Source organism: Peribacillus sp. AS_2 (genome assembly GCF_026891895.1).
In the GTDB taxonomy this organism is placed as follows: domain Bacteria; phylum Bacillota; class Bacilli; order Bacillales; family DSM-1321; genus Peribacillus; species Peribacillus frigoritolerans.
On sequence record NZ_JAPTGA010000008.1, the window covers coordinates 99,020 to 125,170 of the forward strand.

Below are 26,151 nucleotides of genomic sequence, written 5' to 3' on the forward strand. Positions count from 1 at the left end.
TTACCCAATTTGTTTTAGGAGTGAAACTATGACATTAAGAGAAGAAGCATTACATATGCACCGCTTGAATCAAGGAAAATTAGAAACAGTTTCGAAAGTGCCGGTTAGGAACGCAGTAGATTTAAGCCTGGCTTATTCTCCTGGTGTCGCAGAACCGTGTAAAGATATTTACGATAAGCCGGAAACCGTTTATGACTATACAATGAAGGGGAATACGGTTGCCGTCATTTCTGATGGAACGGCTGTTTTGGGACTTGGAAACATCGGTCCGGAAGCTGCTATGCCGGTCATGGAAGGAAAAGCCGTTTTATTTAAAAGTTTCGCCGGAGTGGACGCTTTCCCGATTTGTTTAAAAACGACGGATGTGGACAAAATTGTAGAGACCGTTAAATTACTCGAACCGACTTTCGGTGGAGTGAACTTAGAAGACATAGCCGCACCAAATTGTTTTGAAATTGAAGAACGACTCAAAAAAGAAATGAATATTCCTGTTTTCCATGATGATCAGCACGGAACAGCCATTGTTACTGTTGCCGGTCTTGTGAACGCGTTACGACTGGTGAATAAATCAATGTCAGAAATTAAAGTGGTAGCGAATGGCGCAGGCGCTGCGGGCATTGCCATCATTAAATTGCTTTATAGCTATGGAGTTCGCGACATCATCATGTGTGATACGAAGGGTGCCATTTATGAGGGCCGTTCGACAGGTATGAATGATACAAAAGAACAAGTGGCGAAAGTGACCAATCGAAATAAGGTTTCAGGACCTTTGGAATCTGTCATCGAAAACGCTGATGTATTTATAGGAGTTTCTGCCGCAGGTGCATTGACAAAAGAAATGGTTTCTTCGATGAATCGGGATGCAATCATTTTCGCGATGGCTAATCCAGATCCGGAAATCATGCCGGAAGATGCAAAAGCAGCGGGTGCCAAGGTTGTTGGAACTGGCCGTTCGGATTTCCCGAATCAGGTCAATAACGTCCTTGCTTTCCCAGGGATTTTCCGTGGGGCATTGGATGTACGTGCGACTCATATCAATGAAAAAATGAAGGTTGCTGCAGTAAAAGCCATTGCTGGATTAATACAGGAGCATGAGTTGAACGAAGACTACGTGATCCCTGCTCCATTTGATGCGAGGGTGGCACCTGCCGTTGCGGCTGCTGTTGCCAAGGCAGCGATGGAAACCGGAGTAGCTAGAATCAATGTAGATCCAGAGGAAATTAAAGAAAAAACAAAGAAATTAGCGATCATTGGAAAAAGTGAGGAATAATTAATTTGGCAGGTCGTACTTCTTCATCCAAAATATATCTCGATGTCGTTGAGAGCCTACGTAGCATGATTGAAGCGGACAGCCTCCTGCCGGGAGATAAAATCCCATCAGAACGGGAGTTATCGGATCGTTTTAATGTTGGGCGTTCCTCTGTCCGTGAAGCATTGCGTGCCTTAGAGCTATTAGGCTTAATAGAAACAAGGCGTGGTGAAGGGACGTTTATCAGGGATTTCCAGGAGCATAAGCTAGTCGAGCTTCTGGGAACCTTTTTTTTGCAAGATAAAAAAGTACAAGAAGATTTGTCTGAGACGAAAAGGCTGATTGAAATAGACTGTTTGCGGATCGTCGCCTTTTTCGCTACGGCTGAGGACATCAAAAGATTAATGGCCTGGGTCAAAGCGGATATGTTTCATGATGATGATTTCTTTTTAAGAATTGCCATTTTGAATCGCAATCGATTGCTGGAAAGAATTTGGCGCATTGTCAACAGCTATGCTAGAACATCAGAGATGGTACAGGGTAATGTGAAAAAAGAAGACTATCTGGCACTTCTTACATATTTGCTCGAACGTGATGAAGAAAAAGCCATCGAAACGTATCTTATTAGAATTAGAAATATGTCGAAGGGCGAATGACACCTTTTTACACGATACTAATTTTATTTCTGATATAGTTTGTACCAAGTATCATAAAATAGATAATTGGTGGTAAAGGGAGGATTAAGCTTGCTTAAAGAGCTATTTGCGAAGTCTAAGAAGAAATATGCAACGGTTCCTTTAGATCGGGAGAAACAAGATGTACCAGAAGGAATCATGACAAAGTGCACCGGCTGTAAAAAAATCATGTATACAAAAGAATTGGTGAAAAACAAGAAAGTCTGTCTGCATTGCGGGTACCATCATCCGATGTCTTCCCATGAGCGCATCGAATTTTTATTCGACGCAGGCACTTTTAATGAATTTGATAAAGAAATGATTTCCGTTAACCCGCTTGATTTTCCGGATTACTTAGAAAAGCTGGAAAAAGATAGAAAGAAAGCCAAGATTAATGAGGCGGTTGTCACAGGAGTCGGAAGCATCAATGGCTACCAAGTTTCAACTGCCATCATGGATTCGAATTTCCGGATGGGAAGCATGGGATCCGTTGTTGGCGAAAAAATTACCCGTGCCATTGAACGTGCTGGTGAATTGAAGATTCCGTTCATCATATTTACGGCATCAGGCGGCGCCCGGATGCAGGAGGGTGTTTTGAGCTTGATGCAGATGGCAAAGACAAGTGCAGCACTCAAGATATTCAGCAATGAAGGCGGACTGATCATATCAATGATGACCCATCCTACCACAGGCGGGGTTTCGGCAAGTTTCGCGTCACTTGGCGATATTAATCTAGCCGAACCTGGAGCACTTATTGGTTTTGCGGGACGAAGAATCATTGAGCAGACGATTCGTGAAGAGCTTCCTGAAGATTTCCAAACGGCTGAATTCTTGTTGAAGCACGGTCAATTGGATGCGGTCGTCAAACGTACGGAAATGAAGGAAACCTTGACGACGATCCTTAAAATCCATGCCCCGGGCGGTGAGTGGTTATGATTTACGAATTAGAGTTCGAGCGTCCCATTACGGACCTGAGAAATAAAATTAAAGAGCTAAAGGCAATCTCGAAGGATGCTGATGTAGACCTTACAGCAGAAATCGAAACATTGGAAAAGCGTTTAGAGAAGCTGGAAGTGGATATCTACAACCATCTTAAACCGTGGGATCGTGTTCAGATTGCCCGGCATCCAGCCCGTCCGACGACGCTTGATTACATTCCGCTGTTATTCAATGACTTCATCGAGTTTCATGGAGATCGTTATTATGGGGATGATGAAGCGATTGTTTCTGGAATCGCAGAATTCAATGGACTTGCCGTGACTGTCATCGGTCATCAACGCGGGAAGGATACGAAGGAAAACATCCGTCGTAACTTCGGCATGCCCCATCCTGAAGGCTATCGAAAAGCTTTGCGTCTGATGAAACAGGCTGAAAAATTCAACAGGCCGATTATTTGTTTCATTGATACGAAGGGAGCTTTCCCTGGTAAAGCTGCTGAAGAGCGCGGGCAAAGTGAAGCCATTGCGAAAAACCTTTTCGAAATGGCAGGGCTGAAGGTGCCGGTCATCAGTATTGTCATTGGTGAAGGCGGAAGCGGCGGTGCATTGGCGCTTGGCGTCGGAGACCGAATTTTCATGCTTGAAAACTCAACATATTCCGTGATTTCCCCTGAAGGGGCTGCAGCCTTGCTGTGGAAGGATGCCTCTCAGGCTAAGAGGGCTGCGGAAACGATGAAAATCACGGCTCCCGACTTAAACCGCTTAGGAGTCATCGATGAGATCATTCCTGAAGTGAGGGGCGGCGCCCATCGGGATTCGAATTTGCAGGCAGAAGCCATCAAGGAAATCCTGAAACGTTCATTCAATGAACTGTTGCCATTGAATAGTGATGATCTAATCAACCAGCGTTATATGAAATTCAAGAAAATCGGTGAATATGAATTTGCAAAACAACAACCTGAGGGCGAACCTAAGGAAGTGGAACAGCATTCATAAACACATTTTGGAAAAGGAAAAACGTGCTGCCTGGGGCAACACGTTTTTTCATCCTTTCATTCGTGCATATGTATTCATTACCGAAACGAGTAAAGAATATGGTTTGTGTGTAGAATGTAAAGTTTCACACCATTTTACTTCAATTTCTGAAGAGAATCGGTTAGGCTTATAACATCAAGTATGCATAAGTGAAACAGTTACTGCTTATTGAAGCTTGAAAAAGGGTACAATGATATAGCGAAGCTTAAAATTGATTAGTGCTGTAGAGAGGTGACATTTATGAAAAGAATAGGTGTATTGACAAGTGGAGGAGATTCTCCAGGAATGAATGCGGCAGTCCGAGCAGTTGTCCGGAAAGCAATTTTTCATGAAATGGAGGTCTTCGGTATTTATCATGGCTATCAGGGTCTGATAAATGGCAATATAAAAAAGCTTGAACTTGGGTCGGTCGGGGATATCATTCATAGAGGCGGCACGATGTTACATACGGCTCGCTGTCCGGAATTTAAGACGGAGGAAGGCCAGCTTAAAGCGATTGAACAATTGAATAAACATGGTATCGAGGGCATTGTCATAATTGGTGGCGATGGTTCTTACCGCGGGGCGAGAGCTTTAACGGAAAGGGGTTTCCCTTGTATCGGGGTTCCTGGAACGATTGATAATGACATACCGGGCACGGACTTTACGATTGGTTTCGATACGGCCCTGAATACAGTCATCGATGCTATCGATAAAATTCGGGATACGGCCACTTCTCATGAGAGGACTTATGTGGTTGAAGTGATGGGAAGAGATGCCGGCGATATTGCGCTTTGGGCTGGATTGGCTGGCGGAGCTGAAACGATTCTTTGTCCTGAATATGAATATGAAATAGATGATTTAATTGGAAAGCTGAACCGCGGACATGACCGAGGGAAAAAGCACAGTATCATCATTGTAGCCGAAGGTGTTGGAAGTGCCGTTGATATCTCCAGGAGTATTGAGGCGAAAGCAGGAATTGAAACTCGTGTAACGGTCCTGGGCCATGTTCAGCGCGGGGGATCTCCCTCTGCAAATGACCGGGTATTGGCAAGCCGTCTTGGGGCAAGAGCCGTTGAATTGCTTCTAGAAGGAAAAGGGGGCAGGGCAGTCGGAATCGAACAAAATCAACTTGTTGATTATGATATCATCGAAGCTCTTGCTAAACCGCATACAATTGACAAGAAAATGTATGAATTATCCGCTGAGCTATCCATTTAATCATTTTTATTGACCGATAGGAATCGCTTATTAGTAATGGGTATTTAAAAGAAGACATAAAACACTGCGCCCCCTGTCTTCAAGAAGTGGACAGGCGGCGAGTAGTTTTCCTTAAAGGAGGATGACAATATGCGTAAAACCAAGATTGTTTGTACGATTGGCCCCGCAAGTGAAAGTATAGAAAAGCTGGTTCAATTAATAGAGGCGGGAATGAATGTAGCACGGCTTAACTTTTCTCATGGAAATCATGAAGAACACGCAGCTAGAATCCGCAATATAAGAGAAGCGAGCGAAAAAACGGGTAAACAGGTTGCCATCCTGTTGGACACAAAAGGACCTGAAATACGGACAAATAATATGGAAAATGATTCTATGGAGCTTGTAGCCGGCAATGAAGTCATTATTTCCATGAATGAAGTCCTGGGAACACCTGAAAAATTCTCCATTACCTATGAAGGGCTTCTGCATGATGTCCACCCAGGATCTAAAATCCTTTTGGATGATGGATTGATCGGGCTTGAAGTGTTGAAGATTGATGAGGTCAGAAAAGAAATCCATACGAAAATCTTGAATAGCGGTACACTTAAGAACAAAAAAGGCGTCAATGTTCCAGGAGTTTCGGTTAACCTGCCTGGCATAACGGAGAAAGACGAACAGGATATCCTTTTTGGGATCGAACAGGGTATCGACTTCATTGCTGCCTCATTTGTACGCAGGGCTTCCGACGTGCTTGAAGTAAGTGAATTATTGCAGCAAAATGGTGCGGAACATATTCAAATCATCCCTAAAATCGAAAATCAAGAGGGCGTGGACCGTCTTGATGAGATCTTGGAAGTTTCAGATGGCTTGATGGTGGCACGTGGAGACTTGGGAGTGGAAATTCCTGCAGAAGAAGTGCCATTAGTCCAAAAACAAATGATCAAAAAATGTAATAATGCCGGGAAACCAGTCATAACGGCTACACAAATGCTCGATTCGATGCAGCGTAATCCAAGGCCGACCCGTGCAGAAGCAAGTGACGTGGCCAATGCCATATTTGATGGAACGGATGCAATCATGCTTTCTGGCGAAACAGCTGCTGGAACCTATCCTGTCGAAGCGGTGCAAACGATGCATAACATTGCTTCGCGTGCTGAAACTGCCCTTGATTATCGGGATATATTATCAGTCAGAAGCAAAGTGAACCGTCATAATGTCACGGATGCCATTGGTCAATCCGTTGCCCACACCGCGCTTAATCTTAATGCAGGGGCAATCATCACCCCTACAGAAAGCGGTCATACGGCAAGGATGATTTCCAAATACCGCCCTAAAGCACCGATCATTGCGGTTACATCCAATGATCATGTTACAAGAGGGCTTGCATTGGTTTGGGGAGTCTATCCGCAGATTGGTCCAAAAGCAACGACTACCGATGAAATGCTTCAAACAGCAATAGATGAAAGCCTGCATTCCGGCTTAGTTTCCCATGGGGATTTAGTCGTCATTACAGCCGGTGTGCCTGTAGGTGAAACAGGTACGACTAACTTGATGAAAATTCATGTGTTAGGAGAGGTTCTTTTGAAGGCTCAAGGAATCGGCAGGAAATCAGCTAAAGGTGAAGTGGTTATCGCTAAGAATGCCAAGGAAGCTTTGGAAAAAGTGAAGGAAGGCTCTGTATTGGTTACGATCGGTTCTGACCGCGATATGATGCCGGCAATTGAAAAGTGTGCGGCATTGATTACGGAAGAAGGCGGTTTGACAAGCCATGCAGCTGTTGTGGGAGTCACATTGGGCATACCGGTAATCGTTGGGGCGGAGGACGCGACCAAGGTTTTCACGGATGGTCAAAGAATAACGGTCGATGCAGGTCGTGGAGTCATTTATGATGGACATGCAAACGTTCTGTAAAACGAAATTTTGGCTGATTCCTTGCCAATGAGGTAAGATGGATGTACCGCACCAGAAATGGGCTGTGCAGGAGGAATGAAGATGAAATATTTTTTAATGTTTATCATTGCGATGCCGGTCGTTGAAATTATTGTCCTTTTGCTGTCAGGTAATCTGATTGGTTTTTGGCCAACGCTGTTCCTGATTGTAGCCACAGGTTTGATCGGAGCTTATTTGGCTAAACGGCAAGGGATGGAGACGTGGAAAAAGGCACAGGAACAGATTCGTTACGGAATGATGCCAGGAAATGAAATCATTGATGGAATCTGTATCTTTATCGGAGCTGCACTGTTGCTGTCCCCTGGGCTCATCTCGGATATCATGGGATTGATCCTTGTGTTTCCGCCAACCCGGAATCTCCTCAAACCGATTGTTATCCGGTTTATCATGAACAGGATGAATAAAGGGAAAGTTACCATCATTCGGCATAAATAATATAAGGCTGTCTAAAGGCGTAAGCTTTTAGGCAGCCTTTTTGGTCTTTGAAAAAGGTCCGCAACAACATCCCGGTTTTTTATGGGGTGCTTTTTTGCTTTACAAATGGCTCCCTGTTTCACCATTGAATGATGATATCCACGAGAATGAAATGTGTATCATAACAGGATTGTTAAATGTTTAACTCTTGGAAACATTGGTAAATAAGGATTTTCCATGCTAAAAAATCTTTTTTTAGATTTTTTAGAAAAAACTGGTGACAAATTTATACAACGTGTTATATAATACAAACAGGAAATAAAACATCTGTATTATAACATAAAAAGAGTTGGAAAGGGTGTGGAGAGGCAACATGATTACGGAAGCAAAAGGCTTACAGATTACAGGCAACATTAAGCCAGGATATGAACAAATACTTACAGCGGAAGCTCTTCAATTCATCGAAAGAATGGAACGGCATTTCAGTGGAAGAAGGGCAGAACTTCTAGAACGGCGGAAAAGCGTTCAGGAAGAACTGAATCAAGGCATGCTTCCTGATTTCCTTGAAGAAACGAAGCATATTCGTGAAAGTGATTGGACGATTGCGCCCCTCCCGAATGATTTGCAGGATCGCAGGGTTGAAATCACTGGACCTGTTGATCGTAAAATGATCATAAATGCCATGAACTCAGGTGCCAATGTATTCATGGCGGACTTTGAAGATGCCAATTCACCCACTTGGGAGAATTGCATCGATGGCCAATTGAATCTGCGCGATGCAATCCGAGGAACCATTTCATTTAAAAATCCAAATGGCAAAGTGTATGAATTAAATGAAAGAACAGCTGTGCTAAAGGTAAGGCCACGCGGCTGGCATTTGGAGGAAAAACATGTCCTTTTGGATGGACAGCCTATATCAGCCAGCATTTTTGACTTTGGACTGTACTTTTACCACAACGCAAAAGCATTGGTCGAAAAACAAAGCGGTCCATACTTTTACTTACCGAAAATGGAAAGCCATCTCGAAGCAAGATTATGGAATGAAATATTCGTATATGCACAGAACGATTTGAGAATCCCGCAAGGAACCATCAAGGCAACGGTCTTGATAGAAACAATTCTTGCTGCATTCGAAATGGACGAAATTCTGTACGAGCTGAAAGAACATTCGGCAGGCCTGAACTGTGGCCGCTGGGATTATATCTTTAGTTTCCTGAAAAAATTCCGTAACTCGGATGATGTCATTTTCCCGGATCGGCAGCAGGTCACGATGACTGTCCCGAACATGAGGGCGTATTCCTTACTGGCGATCAAAACGTGTCACAGCCGTAATGCTCCTGCAATTGGCGGGATGGCGGCACAAATTCCCGTTAAAAATGACCCGGTTAAGAACGATGAGGCTTTTTCGAAAGTTAAGGCAGATAAAGAACGCGAAGCAAGAGACGGTCATGATGGAACATGGGTTGCCCACCCAGGTATGGTAAGCACGGCAAAAGAGGTTTTTGACCTGCTCGTCCCAAAACCGAATCAAATTTTCCGGAAACGGGAAGATGTCCATGTAACAGCACAGGAGTTGCTGGCTGTACCGGAAGGAACGATCACAGAGGCAGGCTTAAGGACGAATATTAATGTAGGCATCCAATATATCGCCTCATGGTTAAGCGGCAGAGGCGCGGCACCTATCAATAACTTAATGGAAGATGCTGCAACCGCTGAAATTTCAAGGGCTCAAGTCTGGCAATGGATCCGTCATCCAAAAGGCATTCTCGAAGATGGCAGGAAAATAACCGAGGAATTATTCCATCAAATCAAAGAAGAAGAATTGGCGGTCATTAAATCGGAAGTAGGGGAAGAAACTTTCAAATCAGGAAAGTTTGAAGAGTCTACTAAACTATTTGAACAATTGATTGAAGCGGATGACTTTGCAGATTTCTTAACTAACGCGGCATACGAAAAATTATCTTAATATTCAAAATATATATTATGAAATAGGAGGAAATAATGATGATGAATGAGAGAGCGCAAAAATTACAACAAAGCTGGGAAAATGACTCACGGTGGACTGGTATTAAACGTCCTTATACGGCCGAGGAAGTCATTAAACTAAGAGGTTCCATCGATATTGAACAAACATTGGCACGCCGCGGTTCCGAAAAACTATGGAATCTATTAAAAACAGAGGATTTCATCAATGCATTAGGAGCATTGACCGGTAACCAAGCCATGCAGCAGGTGAAAGCTGGTTTAAAAGCAATCTACTTAAGCGGCTGGCAAGTGGCGGCAGATGCTAACATCGCAGGGCAAATGTACCCTGACCAAAGTTTATATCCAGCCAACTCCGTGCCGCAAGTCGTTAAACGCATTAATCAGACACTTCAGCGTGCAGACCAAATCAGCTTTGCTGAAGGGAAAAATGATATCGATTGGTTCGCTCCAATCGTGGCGGATGCTGAAGCAGGTTTTGGCGGTTCCCTTAACGTCTTTGAATTAATGAAAGGCATGATCGAAGCTGGAGCGGCTGGCGTTCACTTCGAAGACCAGCTTTCTTCCGAGAAAAAATGCGGTCACCTAGGCGGTAAAGTCCTTCTTCCTACTCAAACGGCAGTACGTAATTTAGTTTCCGCCCGATTGGCAGCAGATGTAATGGGTACACCGACCATCTTGATTGCCCGTACGGATGCTGATGCTGCAGATTTGATCACGGATGATATTGATCCGGTCGATGCACCATTCATCACTGGTGAAAGGACTCCAGAAGGATTCTACCGCACGAATGCAGGTCTTGACCAAGCAATTGCAAGAGGCCTTGCTTATGCGCCATATGCCGACCTTATCTGGTGTGAGACTTCTGAACCTAATCTAGCGGATGCTCGCCGCTTTGCAGAGGCCATCCATGCAGAGTTCCCGGGAAAATTGCTTGCTTACAATTGTTCCCCATCATTTAACTGGAAAGCGAAATTAAGTGATGAAGAGATTGCCAATTATCAAGTGGAATTGGGTAAATTGGGTTATAAATTCCAATTCGTTACACTTGCAGGCTTCCATTCATTGAATCATAGCATGTTCAACCTTGCTCTTGGTTATAAAGAACGCGGCATGGCTGCATACTCTGAGCTTCAACAAGCGGAATTCGCTAGTGAGCCGGATGGCTATACAGCAACACGTCATCAGCGTGAAGTGGGAACGGGTTACTTTGATGAAGTGGCACAAGTCGTTTCTGGTGGAACATCATCCACAACAGCACTTGCAGGTTCTACTGAAACAGAACAATTCGAGACGTCGAAATAATTCTAGTTTAAAACCAAAAATCCGCCTTGTACCCGAGGCGGATTTTTAAGTGGAAAAGAGTGAATGCTAATAGATGTCTGGATTCCCTTAAGTGGTTTTCTTTGTATCCCCGATGATGAAGGTCCATATGGCCTTGAAGACATGGGCACGCTGAAGTGTATTGAATATGACAAGTACGACAGGTCCTGCAATCAAACCTAGGAAACCGATCAATTTGAATCCGATGAACAAGGCGATGAGAGTGGCAAGCGGATCCAAACCAATACTGGATGAAAGTACTTTTGGCTCTATTAGCTGACGCTGGACAACGACGATTATGTAAAGGACGGACAAACCGATTGCGAGACTTGTATTCCCGGCAATGAATTCAAAGATGATCCAAGGAATGAAAATCGTACCTGTCCCCAAATAGGGAATGATATCGACCAGTCCGCATATCAGGGCAATGGTAATTGAATAATTCACCCCTAAAATGAGAAATCCGATTAAAATCGTGACAGTCGTCAATGAAACAAGAGTGAATTGTGCCCGGATGAACCCGAATAAAGCCCGTTTTAAATCCCTGAATAACCGCTTTGCTCCCGCAAAAATCTTATCAGGCAACACTTTTCCGGTCATGCGGCCGAAGGTATCCCAATCTTTGCTGATGAAGAATGTGCCAAGCAAAGTAAAAAGGAGTGCCGTTGCTGTAGTTGGAAACCATCCGATGATTGTGGGGATGTTCTTCAAGAAGGCTTGAATGAAGCCGCTTACTCCCGTCGTGATGGATTCACCGATATTTTGGATATTCTTGAGGATTGTGTCTTGCTGTTCGGTATCCAAATTATTGAACATGGCAGCTATTTGATTATATAAAGGGATGACGGTGGTAGCGATGTATGTTTCTATATAATCCACGATGGTTTCAATGTGTTTCGGGATGACTCCGGCAAGGTAATTGGTCCCTGAAATGATCTCGGTGACCAGTAAGGTGATAAGACCCGCAAATAAAAGGAAAATGAGTAAAAGGGAAACGAATACAGCCAACCCCCGTGGCAGCCGCCCTTTCCTTTCGAAAAAAATGACCAGGGGATTCATCAAGAAAGCGATGATCATGGCAATGATGAATGGATATGTATATTTAGATAAATAAAACAAGGCAATTCCACCTAATATTATCCCTCCGACGACCAGTAAAGAACGAATGAAACGATACATATATACCGGATTCAAGTCATATCCTCCTTCAACCATTAAGTTTGTATTATAATTGTAACGATGATGGAAAAGAAAGGAAAGATTCTTTCATCTTTCGTTTTGAATTTTTTCTCCAGGTGCATCGTTCCTTAAATCATTTTTCTCCCATGAACAAGGGAGTTTGTTATGTTAAAATAACAAAAAACAGAAGGAAGAAGGTGAAGGGATAATGATCAACGGTCCTGTCGTATTTTTAATTCTGCTTGCTGCAATCGGTTGGTTTGGGAAAAATACCTCACTGATCATGGCTGCGGGTTTTCTTTTAAGCATGAAACTGATTGGCCTTGACGCTAAAGTGTTTCCATACCTGGAAGCGAAAGGAATCAACCTGGGTGTCACGATCATCACGATCTCCGTTCTCATTCCCATAGCAAACGGGGCGATTGGTTTCAAGGAACTAGGAGACGCGATAAAATCCCCTTATGCCTGGATTGCACTTGCATCCGGAATAGCCGTTGCACTCATAGCAAAAAATGGGATTACACTGCTGTCGCATGATCCGCACATTACCACCGCTCTTGTATTTGGGACGATTCTTGCGGTCGCCTTATTCAAAGGTGTGGCTGTCGGCCCGTTAATCGGGGCAGGAATTGCTTATTTATGCATGCAGATCTTCAATTTTTTTAAATGAAGCGAGAGGCTAAGGGGAGAAAAGCCCGTCAGTACTGGAAATGCAAATTTTCTATTTAATGTTTCGTTTATTCTGCTTTGGGACATTTTTTTTGAAAAAAACGATTTTAAACGCATGAATAAAGCAAGAGAATATGGAGCTAATTTTTCTAATAAAATAATAATTTTTTCACATTTTAAGTGCTTTTCATTCCCAAAAAAGTGTTTATTGTTTATAATAATCATGTAACTGCTCTGATTTATTAAAATTGGGATTCAGAATATCATTGATATTTTTGAGGAATCTTAAAAAAAGATGTAGTTATTGAGCAAGCGCTCACTAGGAATAGCTACAAGCATTATTTTTAGAATTTCTTATTAAAGATTATCGTACATTTTACTATTGTTGGGGTCATATTCTGTGAACGCTTCCAATACAAGATGTATGTCTTCTGCTAAAAAATAGATGGTTGTTTACAATAGCTAATTTCTTGGAAGCGCTACATTTATACGCTAATAGCAAGGGCATAGGGGAATATCTAGGAAAAGGAGAGATTTAGTATGACAGCAACAAAAGGTCTTGAAGGTGTGGTAGCAACAACTTCATCAGTAAGCTCCATTATCGATGACACATTAACGTATGTAGGTTATGACATCGATGATTTGGCTTCGAACGCAACATTCGAGGAAGTAATCTATCTTTTATGGCACGGAGCTCTTCCGAACAAAAGCCAACTAGAAGAATTAACTAAACAACTTGCTGAAAATGCTGAAATTCCAGCTGAAGTGGTTAATCACTTCAAAACATACCCAATTGATAAAGTACATCCAATGGGAGCTCTTCGCACCGCAGTATCCCTTCTTGGTCTTTATGATGAAGAAGCAGATGTAATGAGTGACGAAGCTAACTATCGTAAAGCAATCCGCATCCAAGCAAAAATCCCTACATTGGTAACAACTTTCGCTCGCGTCCGTCAAGGGAAAGAAGCTGTTGCTCCACGTACAGATTTAAGCTTTGCTGCTAACTTCTTATATATGTTAAGCGGTAATGAACCAACGGCAATCGAAGAAGAAGCATTCAACAAAGCATTGGTTCTTCATGCTGACCATGAATTAAACGCTTCTACATTCACTGCACGCGTTTGTGTGGCTACATTAGCTGATATCTATTCTGGTGTAACTGCTGCCATCGGCGCTTTAAAAGGCCCACTTCACGGCGGGGCTAACGAACAAGTCATGAAAATGCTAACGGAAATTGGTTCAGTTGATAACGTTGAGCCATATATCAACGAAAAATTAGCCAATAAAGAAAAAATCATGGGCTTTGGCCACCGTGTATACCGTAAAGGTGATCCTCGTGCTAAACACCTTAAAGAAATGTCACAAAAACTGACTGAACTTACTGGACAACCGCAATATTATGATATGTCCATCAAAATTCATGAAATCGTAACCGGTCAAAAGAATCTTCCGCCGAACGTGGATTTCTATTCTGCTTCCGTATACCACAGTTTAGGCATCGAGCATGACCTATTCACACCAATCTTTGCTGTAAGCCGTGCTTCAGGCTGGATCGCTCATATCCTTGAGCAATATTCAAACAACCGCCTTATCCGTCCGCGTGCAGAGTATGTTGGACCAGGTATGCAAAAATATGTACCGATTGAAAACCGCTAATTAAAAGTTTTTTCGAAAATCATTTTTTATTTCATCGAATTTGTAGTAAATTAATAGATGTGAGTAAAAAAGGTTAGTGGTTCTGCTTTATTTAATGGCAGGCCATCTAACCTTTGAATTTGAATCGGAGGTAAGAGACATGACACAAAGCCAAAAAATCACAGTTACTAACGGTGTTCTTAACGTACCAAACAACCCAATCGTTCCTTATATTGAGGGAGACGGAATCGGTCCTGATATCTGGGCTGCAGCATCCCGCGTTTTAGACGCAGCAGTTGAAAAAGCTTACAATGGCGAAAAGAAAATCGAATGGAAAGAAGTTTTAGCTGGACAAAAAGCATTTGACCAAACGGGCGAATGGCTTCCACAAGAAACTCTTGATGTCATTAACGAATATCTAATCGCTATTAAAGGACCTCTTACAACTCCAATCGGTGGCGGTATCCGCTCATTGAACGTTGCATTGCGTCAAGTATTGGACTTATTCGTATGTCTTCGTCCAGTACGTTACTTTGATGGTGTACCTTCACCAGTTAAACGTCCAGAAGACACTGACATGGTCATCTTCCGTGAAAACACTGAAGACATCTATGCTGGTATCGAATATGCAAAAGGTTCTGACGAAGCTAAGAAATTAATCGAATTCCTTCAAAATGAATTCGGTGTTCAAAAAATTCGTTTCCCTGAAACTTCAGGTATCGGAATTAAACCGATTTCCGAAGAAGGTACAAAACGTCTTGTTCGCGCTGCACTTAACTATGCGATCAAAGAAGGCCGTAAATCATTAACGCTTGTTCATAAAGGTAACATCATGAAATTCACAGAAGGTGCATTCAAAACTTGGGGTTATGAAGTTGCTGAACAAGAATTCGCCGATAAAGTGTTCACATGGAACCAATATGACAAAATTAAAGATGCTGAAGGCACTGAAGCTGCTAACAAAGCACAATCTGCTGCTGAAGCTGAAGGCAAAATCATCGTTAAAGATTCCATTGCCGATATCTTCTTACAACAAATCCTGACTCGTCCTAAAGAGTTTGATGTTGTTGCAACAATGAACTTGAACGGAGATTACATTTCTGATGCATTAGCTGCACAAGTTGGCGGAATCGGTATCGCTCCAGGAGCAAACATCAACTACGAAACTGGACATGCCATCTTCGAAGCAACTCACGGAACGGCTCCTAAATATGCTGGTCTTGATAAAGTTAACCCATCTTCAGTTCTTCTTTCAGGCGTTCTTTTACTTGAGCACCTTGGTTGGAACGAAGCTGCAAACAGCATCACTAAATCAGTGGAACAAACAATCGCTTCTAAAGTTGTTACATACGACTTTGCCCGCCTAATGGATGGTGCAACGGAAGTTAAATGTTCTGAGTTCGCTGACGAGCTTATCAAAAACCTTAAATAATTCATTATATGCTTTCTGGAAAAGTGCCTGAACGGGCTGCTTTTCCAGGAGGCTTATATATATTTTCAGAGGATGTTAAAAGTATTCCAAAAGTATTTATATATTTTAAGGAGGAAATAACATGTCTAAACGTAAAAAAATCACAGTTGTAGGTGCTGGATTCACTGGCGCTACAGCAGCATTCCTGGCAGCTCAAAAAGAGCTTGGTGATATCGTTTTAGTTGATATTCCGCAAGCTGAAAACCCTACAAAAGGTAAAGCCCTTGATATGGCGGAAGCAGGACCTGTTCTAGGTTTCGATGCTAACATCATCGGTACATCCGACTATGCAGAAACAGCTGATTCCGACGTGGTGATCATCACTGCCGGTATTGCCCGTAAGCCCGGCATGAGCCGTGACGACTTAGTTCAAACTAACCAAAAAGTTATGAAATCAGTAACTAAAGAAGTCGTTAAATATTCCCCTAATTCAACAATCATCGTTTTGACTAACCCTGTAGATGCAATGACTTATACTGTATACAAAGAATCCGGTTTCCCTAAAGAACGCGTTATCGGACAATCAGGTGTTCTTGATACAGCTCGTTTCCGCACTTTCGTGGCTCAAGAATTAAACTTATCCGTTAAAGATGTAACTGGATTCGTACTTGGCGGACACGGAGACGATATGGTTCCTCTAGTGCGTTACTCTTATGCAGGCGGAATTCCTTTGGAAAAATTGATCCCTCAAGATCGTTTAGAAGCAATAGTGGCTCGTACCCGCACAGGCGGCGGGGAAATCGTAAACCTTCTAGGAAACGGAAGCGCCTATTATGCACCGGCTGCATCCCTGGTGGAAATGGCTGAAGCGATCCTTAAAGATCAACGTCGCGTTCTTCCGTCAATCGCTTATCTCGAAGGTGAATACGGATTTGAAGGTATCTACCTTGGAGTGCCGACTGTGCTTGGTGCAAACGGTATTGAACAAATCATCGAACTTGATTTGACTGAAGGCGAAAAAGCGGCACTTTCAAAATCTGTTGAATCAGTTAAAGCAGTCATGCAAGTCCTTCAATAAAAGATCATAATCGGACTGCCCGGATATTGGAAGAAAAGGCCAAGGCGCCTTATTCCGACTCCGGGCAGTTTTTTAATCCGTTCAAAAGAACCCTGGAACGGATAATCTGCCTGCTGAAGATAGGAATAACTTTATTTCCGTTTTTTTTATGTGTAAATTTCATATAATATTCTTTATAATGGAATTGGATGAGTAGACCAATAAATTGGTCTTTTGGGTAATACATAATTCAGGAGGATCTAATGTCAAAGAAAATTCTCGTAGTGGATGATGAGCAATCAATAGTTACCTTACTTCAGTACAATTTAGAACAATCAGGTTATACGGTGATCACAGCTTTGGATGGAGAACAAGGGCTGGAGGCTGCCGTGGATATACGACCCGATTTAGTGGTATTGGATTTGATGCTGCCTAAAATGGACGGGCTTGAAGTATGTAAGCAGCTTCGCCAGCAAAAAATCAATATACCGATCTTGATGCTGACAGCTAAGGACGATGAATTTGACAAGGTGCTGGGACTGGAACTGGGGGCGGATGATTACTTGACCAAGCCATTTAGTCCCAGGGAGGTAGTGGCCCGGATTAAAGCCATTTTAAGAAGATCCCAGTTGCAATCGAACGGAAGTGAGTCAAATCAGGATCAAGAAGAGGGTCTCCTGAAATTGGGGGAATTGAAAGTGTTCCCGGAACGATACGAAGCATTCTTTGATGAACAGCAATTAGAATTGACTCCAAAGGAATTTGAATTACTTTTATATTTGGCGAAGAATAAAGGAAGAGTGCTGACCAGGGATCAACTTCTCAGTGCGGTATGGAATTATGATTTCGCGGGAGATTCACGGATCGTCGATGTCCATATAAGCCATCTTCGTGAAAAAATAGAGAAAGATACAAAAAAACCACTCTATATTAAAACGATAAGGGGCTTGGGGTATAAGCTTGAGGAGCCTAAAAAAGAATGACGACCTATCGTAAAAAGCTCTTATATACCCTCATCACATTGGTGATGGTCGTCCTGATGGCCGTGGGCTTTTTATTAGGGCACTTGTTCAAAAGTTATTATATTAAAACGTTCAATGAGCGTATACAGAACGAAACATTTTTCATTTCTACATATATTAAGGAGCATGGCGGGATCGAGTCCTTTTTGGAAAAAGGGAAGACGGCAAAACTGACACCCCTTTTAGATTCTAATTTAACCATTCTTTCCGCGAGTGGGGAAATATTATACGATTCGACATCATCCAATGAAATACTTAAAAGCCATGCCAATGTCCTTCGCAAAATAACTTTGGAAAAAGGGCTTAAGAATGGGGAAGGGTATGAAGTGGTCGAAGGCGAATCGGACCTCCATTATTATTGGAAGACGGTTGAAAAGGACGGCGAGATCGAAGGCTTTGTCGTCCATAGCAATGAAATAGAGGCCATCCATCAAGTGAATAAACAAATGTGGCAAATATTGATCATTTGTTTAGGGGTTGCCTTGATCATCATCCTGATGCTTGCGAGTAAAATCACTTCATATTATACCCGTCCGATCGAAGAGGCGACGATGGCAGCCATTGAACTGGCAAAAGGGAATTACGGAACCCGGACATTCGGGAGGCATTCCGATGAAACGGGAATGCTGACAACTTCCTTGAACATATTGGCGAGGAATCTTCAGGAAACAGAGATAGCGAGGGAAATGAATCAGGATCGTTTGGAAACTCTTGTTGAGAATATCGGTAGCGGGGTCTTGCTGATAGACAGTAAAGGGTATACGACCTTGATCAACCGGGAATTCAAGAAAAGCTTCCGTGTGAACGCCGCCACGTTTTTGTTTCAGGAATATTATTCGGTCATTAAAGACCAGGAAGTGATAGCCATCATCGAAGAAATCTTTCGAACGGAAAAAACGATAAAACGGCAGGTGAAGATACCGCTTGCAATAGAACGAAAGCATTTTGAGATTTACGGCGCTCCAATAATCGGGAATCATGACGAATGGAAGGGGATCCTCCTCATTTTCCATGATATCACCGAATTGAAAAGGCTCGAGCAGATGCGGAAGGATTTCGTGGCCAATGTGTCCCATGAATTGAGGACTCCGATCACTTCAATTAAAGGCTTCTCTGAAACATTGTTAGATGGAGCCTTAAAAGATGAAAAGACCTTAAAGCACTTTTTATCGATTATCTTGAAAGAAAGTGACCGGCTGCAAGAACTCATTCAGGAGCTGCTGAATTTATCCAAAATGGAGCAGCAGGAATTCGTTTTAAACGCAGGGGTCGTGGATATTACGAAAGTGCTTGGCGAAATACAAGAGATGCTTATAGGCAAGCTGAGGGAAAAAGAAGTATCCCTTGAAATTAAAACATCCCCGGAACCAGTTTTCATTGAAGGGGAATCTGACAGGATCAAACAGGTTTTCATCAATTTGATTACGAACGCATTGACCTATACACCAAATGGCGGCAGGGTCACCGTTGACATCATTGAAAATGAACAGACCGTCGATATTACAGTTCAAGACAACGGGATCGGCATCGAAGAAAAAGAACTGCCAAGGATCTTTGAACGGTTCTACCGGATCGATAAGGCGAGGAGCCGCGATTCAGGAGGAACGGGCATTGGACTGGCAATCGTCAAGCATATAATAGAAGTCCATAAAGGTAAAATCAACGTGGAAAGCACACCTGGAACAGGGACGACTTTTACAGTCACTTTAAATAAAAGCTTAAAAGGGGAAATGTAGCGGGCATTTTATTTACATGTCCTTTACAATTCCTTAAAACGGACTTCATAATGCAGGGGTACAATGGTTGTACAACCCCTCATCCAAGGAGTTAAACATTGACAGAGACATAGTCTCTGTTTGATTATTTAGAAGTTCAACCAAAATTTTAAAACAAGATGATTGGAACAGGTAGAAAACTCCTGTAGGAATAGCGTCTAAGTTGATCAACATTCAACTCGTACTAAACCCCTTAATAAACTGTAGGCAGAGACATGGTCTCTGTCTTTTAATTTTGGCTATAATCACCTGGAACCATTCCTCTATCCTATTTTTCTGGGAAAATATTTGATTTTTATGAAACTTTAGGCCCTTTCTTGCGTAAATAAGATATAACTGCAAAGAAGGGGTGATACATATCGTTAGCTTAAAAAGGATATATACAATTACAGGACTTGTCTTTCTTATTTTAATTTTGGGTGTAGTGGCGATATCGACCTGGTACACGGTTGATGAATCCGATCAAGCTGTCATAATGACGTTTGGTAAAGTGGAGGAGACGATAACGGAACCAGGACTTCACTTTAAACTGCCTTGGCCGATTCAATCGGTCGAGAAATTATCCAAAGAAACATTCAGTCTTAAATTTGGATATAAGGAAGAGGATGGAGAGGTGAAGGATTACCCGAGTGAGACCAAAATGATTACGGGTGATGAAAATATTGTGCTGGCCGACCTAGTCGTTCAGTGGAAAATCACCGACCCTCCAAACTATCTATACAATGCAGAAGATCCAGAAAAAATATTATACGATACGACTTCAGCTGCATTACGGAGCATAATCGGCAGCACGAAAATCGATGATGCCCTTACATCTGGTAAAGCGCAAATCGAAGCGGATGTACGCGATTTATTGTCACAGCTAATGGAGAAGTATGATGTTGGGATTTCCATATCTGCGGTTAAACTCCAGGACGTGGAGTTACCGAATGAAGAAGTGCGGAAAGCATTTACCAATGTAACGGATGCCCGTGAAACGGCGAATACGAAAATTAACGAAGCGGATAAATATGAAAATAAGCGGATGAATGAAGCGGAAGGGGAAAAAGATGCCATCATTTCACAGGCCAATGGGGATAAAGCTGCCCGTACGGAAGCTGCCCGCGGGGATGTAGCGGTCTTTGAAAAATTACTCAGTGAGTATAAAGGCAATAAGGGGATTACGAAGGACCGTCTAATTATTGAGACCCTTGAGGAAGTATTGCCGAATGCTGAGATTTATATTATGAATGATGATGGAAACACAATGAAGTACTTGCCGCTTCGCTCGCTTGAAAAGGAGGAAACGAAAAAAACTCCTGCCACTGATGAAGCCGCCATACCTGGTGAAGAAACGAAAAAAGGGAATGCATCGGAAGAAAAAGCGACAGGGGAAGGGGGCACTAAACAATGAGTGGAAAAATAATAGATTTCTCTGAGTTGAAAAAAGGGGATTTTCATTGGAGGGGCTATGTGAGAATCGGCATTTTCCTGATTATTTTCATCGCGCTGCTGCTAATCATCTTCACCAATGTCTATATCGTCAAAGAGGGCGAATACAAGGTCGTCCGCCAATTCGGTGAGGTGGTAAGGATCGATAAGACTCCGGGATTGAAGGCGAAGGTGCCATTCATTCAGAGTATCATGACCTTACCGAAGTATCAGATGACTTCCGATGTTTCCGAAGCGGAAATCAATACGAAAGATAAAAAAAGGATGCTGATCGATAACTATGCAGTTTGGAGAATAGAAGATCCGAAGAAATTGATTACAAATGCAAGGACACTTGAGAATGCCGAAACGAAAATGGAAGAGTTCATCTATTCGGCAGTTCGTTCAGAGCTGGGCCAGCTGAATTATGATGAAATCATCAACGATGAGAAGTCATCCAGGGGAAGTTTAAACGACCGCATAACCGAAAAAGTCAACGATTTGCTGCAAAAGGACAGTTATGGAATCAGCTTGACGGATGTCCGGATCAAGCGGACTGACCTGCCTTCCGAAAACGAAGCATCCGTCTTCAAGAGGATGATTTCCGAGCGGGAATCGAAAGCGCAAGAATACCTGTCCAAAGGTGATGCGAAGAAAAACCGTATCATTGCGGATACCGATCGGAAAGTGAAGGAACTGCTTTCTACTGCGGAGGCTGATGCAGAAGTGATCAGGGCAGAAGGGGAAGGGGAAGCAGCGAAAATCTATAATAAATCGTTTTCCAAAGACCCCGAATTCTATAAACTATACCGGACTCTTGAATCCTACAAGAAAACGATTGGAGATCAAACGGTCATCGTTCTGCCTTCTGATTCCCCTTATGCCAGCTTGTTGATGGGAAATACAAAATAACCTTGATGCCGTCATTTTTCTTTCCGCTTCTACTCATGGTAGAATAGAGAAGGAAAATGAACGGCTTTTTGCGTTTTTATATAGGAGCTATAACTACATAAACCTGTATGACTGGAGGAAGACGGATTTGGATAAAAAGCTAGTGCTCATAGATGGAAACAGCATTGCATACCGTGCGTTTTTTGCGCTTCCGCTCTTGAATAATGATAAGGGGGTCCATACGAATTCCGTGTACGGATTCACCATGATGCTCAACCGCATTCTTGAAGAAGAAAAGCCAACGCACATACTTGTGGCATTCGATGCGGGTAAAACGACATTCAGGCATGCATCATTTAAAGAATATAAGGGGGGGCGCCAAAAAACGCCGCCAGAATTATCCGAGCAATTCCCTTTCATTCGGGAGCTGCTTGATTGTTTTCAAATAAAAAGGTATGAACTGGAGAACTACGAAGCCGATGATATTATCGGTACGCTGTCTTTACAAGCGGAAAAAGATGGTTTTGAAGTGAAGGTCATTTCCGGTGATAAGGACTTAACGCAATTATCCTCCCCTAGTACGACAGTTTCCATCACGAAAAAGGGGATTACTGAAATTGAGGAATACACTCCAAAGCATATACATGAAAAATACGGTCTATCCCCTTTGCAAATCATTGATTTAAAAGGGCTGATGGGAGATGCCTCCGACAATATCCCCGGTATTCCGGGTGTTGGTGAAAAGACTGCCCTTAAATTATTGCATCAATTTGAAACGGTTGAAAACCTTCTGCAGTCGATTGATGAGGTAAGCGGACAAAAATTGAAAGAGAAAATTGAAGAACATAAAGACCTGGCCTTATTAAGCAAAGAGCTGGCTACGATAACGAGGGAAGCGCCGCTTGAAGTTTCCGTTAACGAGACCGAGTACACGGGCATGGATCAGGATCGGGTCATCTCATTCTATAAGGAGCTTGGTTTTTCGACTTTACTCGATAAATTGGATGTAACGGAAAGCGCACCGATTGAACAGGAGAAGATAGAGGTACACACTGCTGAAATGACAGAAGGAATGTTTGCAGATGAAAGTGCCTTGTATGTTGAAATTTTAGAAGATAATTATCATCGAGCCGACATAATAGGGATCGCCATCAGTAATGAACAAGGTCATTTTTACTTCAATGGAGAGGATGCTCTGAGTTCCGATGCATTTAAATCCTGGGCAGAGGATGAAACAAAAAAGAAAACGGTTTTCGATGCGAAGCGTACGGTCGTGGCACTGCGTCATCGGGGAGTCGAAATAAAAGGCATCGATTTTGATGTGTTTTTGGCATCCTACATCCTTGATCCGGCAGAGTCAGTGGACGAAGTCGCAGAAATCACGAAAACCCAAGGTACTATCCGGCTTGAAACAGATGACGTTTTTTATGGAAAAGGTGCAAAACGCAAAATACCTGAGGAAGCGGAATTGAGGGAGCATATCGCCAGAAAATCGAAGGCGATCTTTTCACTGAAAGAACCGATGATAGATAAGCTGCAAGAGTTCGAGCAGTATCACCTATTTACGGAACTGGAGCTGCCCTTGTCGATCATCCTGGCAAATATGGAATGGCAGGGAATCAAGGTGGACATAGGCCGACTGAAAAACATGGGACAGGAATTAGCCATTCGCTTAAGAAATATCGAAGCGCGAATTTTCGAATTGGCTGGAGAGGCATTCAATATCAATTCACCTAAACAGCTTGGGGCCATCCTGTTTGAAAAGTTGGAGCTTCCGGTCATGAAGAAAACCAAAACAGGTTATTCGACTTCAGCCGATGTATTGGAAAAACTGGAGAGCAAGCATGATATCGTTAAGGAAATACTGTTGTATCGCCAGCTTGGTAAGCTGCAATCTACTTACATTGAAGGATTGCTTAAAGTGGTCAATGGCAAAACGGACAAGGTTCACACCCGGTTCAACCAAGCATTGACCCAGACCGGCCGGTTAAGTTCTACAGATCCCAATCTCCAGAATATCCCGATCAGACTGGAAGAAGGAAGGAAAATCAGGCAGGCCTTCATTCCTTCCGAAAAGGATTGGATCATTTTTGCTGCCGACTACTCCCAGATCGAATTACGTGTCCTGGCGCATATCGCCAATGACAGCGGATTGGTGGAAGCATTCCAGGCCGGGATGGACATCCATACAAGGACAGCCATGGACGTATTCCATGTATCGGCAGATCAAGTCACCTCGAACATGAGGCGCCATGCCAAAGCGGTCAACTTCGGAATCGTTTATGGTATAAGTGATTACGGACTATCGCAAAGTCTTGGAATCACGAGAAAAGAAGCTGGAGAGTTCATCGAGAAGTATTTACGAAGCTTTCCAGGTGTTCAGGAATATATGGAAGAAAGCATACATGAGGCCCGTCAAAAAGGATATAGCACGACTCTGATGCAAAGAAGGCGATATATACCTGAGATAACAAGCAGGAATTTCAACATCAGGAGTTTTGCCGAACGGACAGCGATGAACACGCCGATTCAAGGCAGTGCCGCTGATATCATCAAGCTTGCCATGATCAACATGAATAAACGCCTGAAAAAGGAGGGGCTCAAAACGAGAATGCTTCTACAGGTTCATGATGAATTGATTTTTGAAACCCCTCCTGAGGAACTCGAAATCCTTAAAGTGATCGTTCCGGAGGAAATGGAAAATGCCATTGAATTGAACGTGCCCCTTAAAGTGGATTATGCTTTCGGGCCAACATGGTTTGATGCCAAATAATAAAAGATAGGTGATTGCAATGCCAGAACTTCCAGAAGTGGAAACAGTCAGAAGAACGTTAGAGCAGCTCGTACTCGGAAAAGAGATCAAGGAAGTGTCCGTTTTCTGGCCAAAGATCATTAAAGCGCCTGAGCCTGTCGAACAGTTTCAGGATGCCTTAAGGGGGCAGACGATTTCTGCAATAGGCCGTCGGGGCAAGTTCCTCATTTTCACCTTGGATGATTATTCGCTGGTTTCGCATTTAAGAATGGAAGGGAAATACGGCGTTCATCCAAAAGAAGAGCCGTATGATAAGCATACCCATGTGATCTTCACTTTCACTGATGGCAGTGAACTTCGGTACAGGGATGTCCGGAAATTCGGAACGATGCATCTATTTGCCAAAGGGGAAGAATTTGAACAGTTGCCCCTGCTGCACTTAGGGCCTGAACCGTTATCCGAAGATTTTACTGTCGAAGGTCTTCGTGCGAAGTTGGCAAGAACCAACAGGAAAATCAAGCCCGTTCTCCTTGATCAAACCGTTGTCGTCGGGATTGGGAATATATATGTGGACGAGTCGTTATTCCGTTCCGGTATCCATCCGGAGAGAGTGGCATCTTCACTCTCGTTGCAGGAAATCGAAACGTTGCATGCTGAAATCATTGCGACGTTAGGTGAAGCTGTGGAAAAAGGCGGAAGCACGATTCGTTCATACATTAATTCCCAAGGGCAAATCGGCATGTTTCAGTTGGAACTGAATGTTTATGGAAGAAAAGGCGAGAACTGCAAAACATGCGGCACGCCACTTGAAAAACTGGTTGTTGCAGGACGCGGCACACATATTTGCCCGTCATGCCAGCCGCTAAAATAGGTCATGTTTATTCAAACACATCGGATGGGCTCCTTCCATATACTAGGGTAGCAACGAGTAGGGAAGGAGTAATATTCCGATGTGGCTACAAATTATTTTTCTCGCTTTTGCAGTTAGTATTGACGGATTTGGCGTCGGTTTGACATTCGGTATGCGGAAGATGAAAATCCCCTTAAGGTCAATAGCGGTCATCTCATTTTGTTCTGCATTGAGTTTAGGTATAGCGATGGTCATCGGACAATTCATCAGTCAGCTCATATCTATCGGGGCGGCTGAAAAAACAGGCGGCATCATCCTCATTTTTCTTGGTGCCTGGATGGTATACCAGTATTTTAAGCCTGAAAAGGATTTGAAAGATGATAGATATCATGAAAAGATCATCTTTAATTTTGAAATTAAATCACTTGGGGTAGTCATTAATATTTTACAAAAACCATTGAATGCCGATTTTGATAAATCAGGTACGATAACAGGTGTTGAAGCGCTTGTTCTGGGGTTTGCACTTTCGCTGGATGCGTTCGGGGCAGGAGTTGGAGCGGCTATGATCGGGATTTCACCGATCATCCTCGCAGGGTGCATCGCTGTTATGAGTTCGATTTTCATTTGGAGCGGAATTCAAAGCGGAAAATTGCTTTCAAATAATAAAGTTGTTCAGCATTTGACCTTTCTCCCAGGTGTATTATTGATCATCATCGGTTTATTCAAGTTATGATAAGGTTAAAAGGGGGGAGCTT

21 protein-coding genes are annotated in these 26,151 nt (G+C 42.9%); 20 read left to right on the top strand and 1 reads right to left on the bottom strand.

The features are described 5' to 3' along the window. Positions 1-28 precede the first annotated feature (28 nt). The 9 genes from ystJ (at position 29) to aceA (ending at position 10,727) form a co-directional block, all read left to right on the top strand. Entirely contained in the window at positions 29-1,270 is a 1,242-nt protein-coding gene (gene ystJ, locus OTG27_RS15830) for an NADP-dependent malic enzyme (protein WP_057276709.1), read from the top strand. A 5-nt stretch (positions 1,271-1,275) separates the two neighbouring features. Continuing rightward, positions 1,276-1,905: a FadR/GntR family transcriptional regulator gene (locus tag OTG27_RS15835; protein WP_095679822.1), complete on the top strand. Its 630-nt coding sequence runs from the start codon at positions 1,276-1,278 to the stop codon at positions 1,903-1,905. Between the two features lie 90 nt (positions 1,906-1,995). Then, positions 1,996-2,859, top strand: a complete 864-nt coding sequence (gene accD, locus OTG27_RS15840; RefSeq protein WP_034309130.1) for an acetyl-CoA carboxylase, carboxyltransferase subunit beta — start codon at positions 1,996-1,998, stop codon at positions 2,857-2,859. Continuing rightward, a complete protein-coding gene (accA, locus tag OTG27_RS15845) occupies positions 2,856-3,857 on the top strand; it encodes an acetyl-CoA carboxylase carboxyl transferase subunit alpha (RefSeq protein WP_034309128.1) in 1,002 nt (333 codons plus the stop codon). Before accD ends, accA begins: the two co-directional genes overlap by 4 nt. 279 nt (positions 3,858-4,136) lie before the next feature. Further along, entirely contained in the window at positions 4,137-5,096 is a 960-nt protein-coding gene (gene pfkA / locus OTG27_RS15850) for a 6-phosphofructokinase (protein ID WP_048681124.1), read from the top strand. A 129-nt stretch (positions 5,097-5,225) separates the two neighbouring features. Then, on the top strand, positions 5,226-6,986 hold the full coding sequence (gene pyk, locus OTG27_RS15855) for a pyruvate kinase (RefSeq protein ID WP_268937402.1): 1,761 nt from the start codon (positions 5,226-5,228) through the stop codon (positions 6,984-6,986). Between the two features lie 81 nt (positions 6,987-7,067). After that, positions 7,068-7,460, top strand: a complete 393-nt coding sequence (locus OTG27_RS15860) for an FxsA family protein (RefSeq protein ID WP_034309123.1) — start codon at positions 7,068-7,070, stop codon at positions 7,458-7,460. A 352-nt stretch (positions 7,461-7,812) separates the two neighbouring features. Next, positions 7,813-9,405: a malate synthase A gene (aceB, locus tag OTG27_RS15865; protein ID WP_268937403.1), complete on the top strand. Its 1,593-nt coding sequence runs from the start codon at positions 7,813-7,815 to the stop codon at positions 9,403-9,405. A 38-nt stretch (positions 9,406-9,443) separates the two neighbouring features. Continuing rightward, entirely contained in the window at positions 9,444-10,727 is a 1,284-nt protein-coding gene (gene aceA / locus OTG27_RS15870) for an isocitrate lyase (RefSeq protein WP_034309118.1), read from the top strand. Between the two features lie 87 nt (positions 10,728-10,814). Here the strand turns inward: aceA and ytvI are convergent, their stop codons facing one another. Then, positions 10,815-11,939, bottom strand: a complete 1,125-nt coding sequence (gene ytvI, locus OTG27_RS15875; RefSeq protein WP_063575499.1) for a sporulation integral membrane protein YtvI — start codon at positions 11,937-11,939, stop codon at positions 10,815-10,817. 193 nt (positions 11,940-12,132) lie between these two features. Here ytvI and OTG27_RS15880 point away from each other — a divergent pair, with 193 nt between their 5' ends. The 11 genes from OTG27_RS15880 to ytaF all read left to right on the top strand — a co-directional run bounded on the left by OTG27_RS15880 (position 12,133) and on the right by ytaF (position 26,129). Next, positions 12,133-12,594 carry a DUF441 domain-containing protein gene (locus OTG27_RS15880; protein ID WP_034309113.1) on the top strand — a complete coding sequence of 154 codons (462 nt, stop codon included), beginning with the start codon at positions 12,133-12,135 and terminating at the stop codon, positions 12,592-12,594. A gap of 539 nt (positions 12,595-13,133) precedes the next feature. After that, positions 13,134-14,249 (top strand): citrate synthase, encoded by a 1,116-nt coding sequence (gene citZ / locus OTG27_RS15885; RefSeq protein ID WP_145504581.1) that lies wholly within the window; start codon positions 13,134-13,136, stop codon positions 14,247-14,249. Positions 14,250-14,343: 94 nt separating this feature from the next. Continuing rightward, entirely contained in the window at positions 14,344-15,660 is a 1,317-nt protein-coding gene (icd, locus tag OTG27_RS15890; RefSeq protein WP_255256669.1) for an NADP-dependent isocitrate dehydrogenase, read from the top strand. 121 nt (positions 15,661-15,781) lie between these two features. Next, positions 15,782-16,717, top strand: coding sequence for a malate dehydrogenase (gene mdh, locus OTG27_RS15895; protein ID WP_268937404.1), 936 nt, complete (start codon positions 15,782-15,784; stop codon positions 16,715-16,717). A gap of 242 nt (positions 16,718-16,959) precedes the next feature. Beyond that, positions 16,960-17,679: a response regulator transcription factor gene (locus tag OTG27_RS15900; protein ID WP_034309100.1), complete on the top strand. Its 720-nt coding sequence runs from the start codon at positions 16,960-16,962 to the stop codon at positions 17,677-17,679. Continuing rightward, positions 17,676-19,454 carry a two-component system histidine kinase PnpS gene (gene pnpS, locus OTG27_RS15905; RefSeq protein ID WP_268937405.1) on the top strand — a complete coding sequence of 593 codons (1,779 nt, stop codon included), beginning with the start codon at positions 17,676-17,678 and terminating at the stop codon, positions 19,452-19,454. The genes OTG27_RS15900 and pnpS overlap by 4 nt, the downstream gene beginning before the upstream one ends. Positions 19,455-19,851: 397 nt before the next feature. After that, positions 19,852-20,886 carry an FtsH protease activity modulator HflK gene (hflK, locus tag OTG27_RS15910; protein ID WP_268937452.1) on the top strand — a complete coding sequence of 345 codons (1,035 nt, stop codon included), beginning with the start codon at positions 19,852-19,854 and terminating at the stop codon, positions 20,884-20,886. Further along, positions 20,883-21,815: a protease modulator HflC gene (hflC, locus tag OTG27_RS15915; protein ID WP_034309097.1), complete on the top strand. Its 933-nt coding sequence runs from the start codon at positions 20,883-20,885 to the stop codon at positions 21,813-21,815. The genes hflK and hflC overlap by 4 nt, the downstream gene beginning before the upstream one ends. A gap of 127 nt (positions 21,816-21,942) precedes the next feature. After that, entirely contained in the window at positions 21,943-24,567 is a 2,625-nt protein-coding gene (gene polA / locus OTG27_RS15920) for a DNA polymerase I (protein ID WP_268937406.1), read from the top strand. A gap of 19 nt (positions 24,568-24,586) precedes the next feature. Further along, positions 24,587-25,417, top strand: a complete 831-nt coding sequence (gene mutM / locus OTG27_RS15925; RefSeq protein WP_268937407.1) for a DNA-formamidopyrimidine glycosylase — start codon at positions 24,587-24,589, stop codon at positions 25,415-25,417. Between the two features lie 79 nt (positions 25,418-25,496). Beyond that, positions 25,497-26,129: a sporulation membrane protein YtaF gene (gene ytaF, locus OTG27_RS15930; RefSeq protein ID WP_034309090.1), complete on the top strand. Its 633-nt coding sequence runs from the start codon at positions 25,497-25,499 to the stop codon at positions 26,127-26,129. The last annotated feature ends 22 nt before the right edge of the window (positions 26,130-26,151 follow it).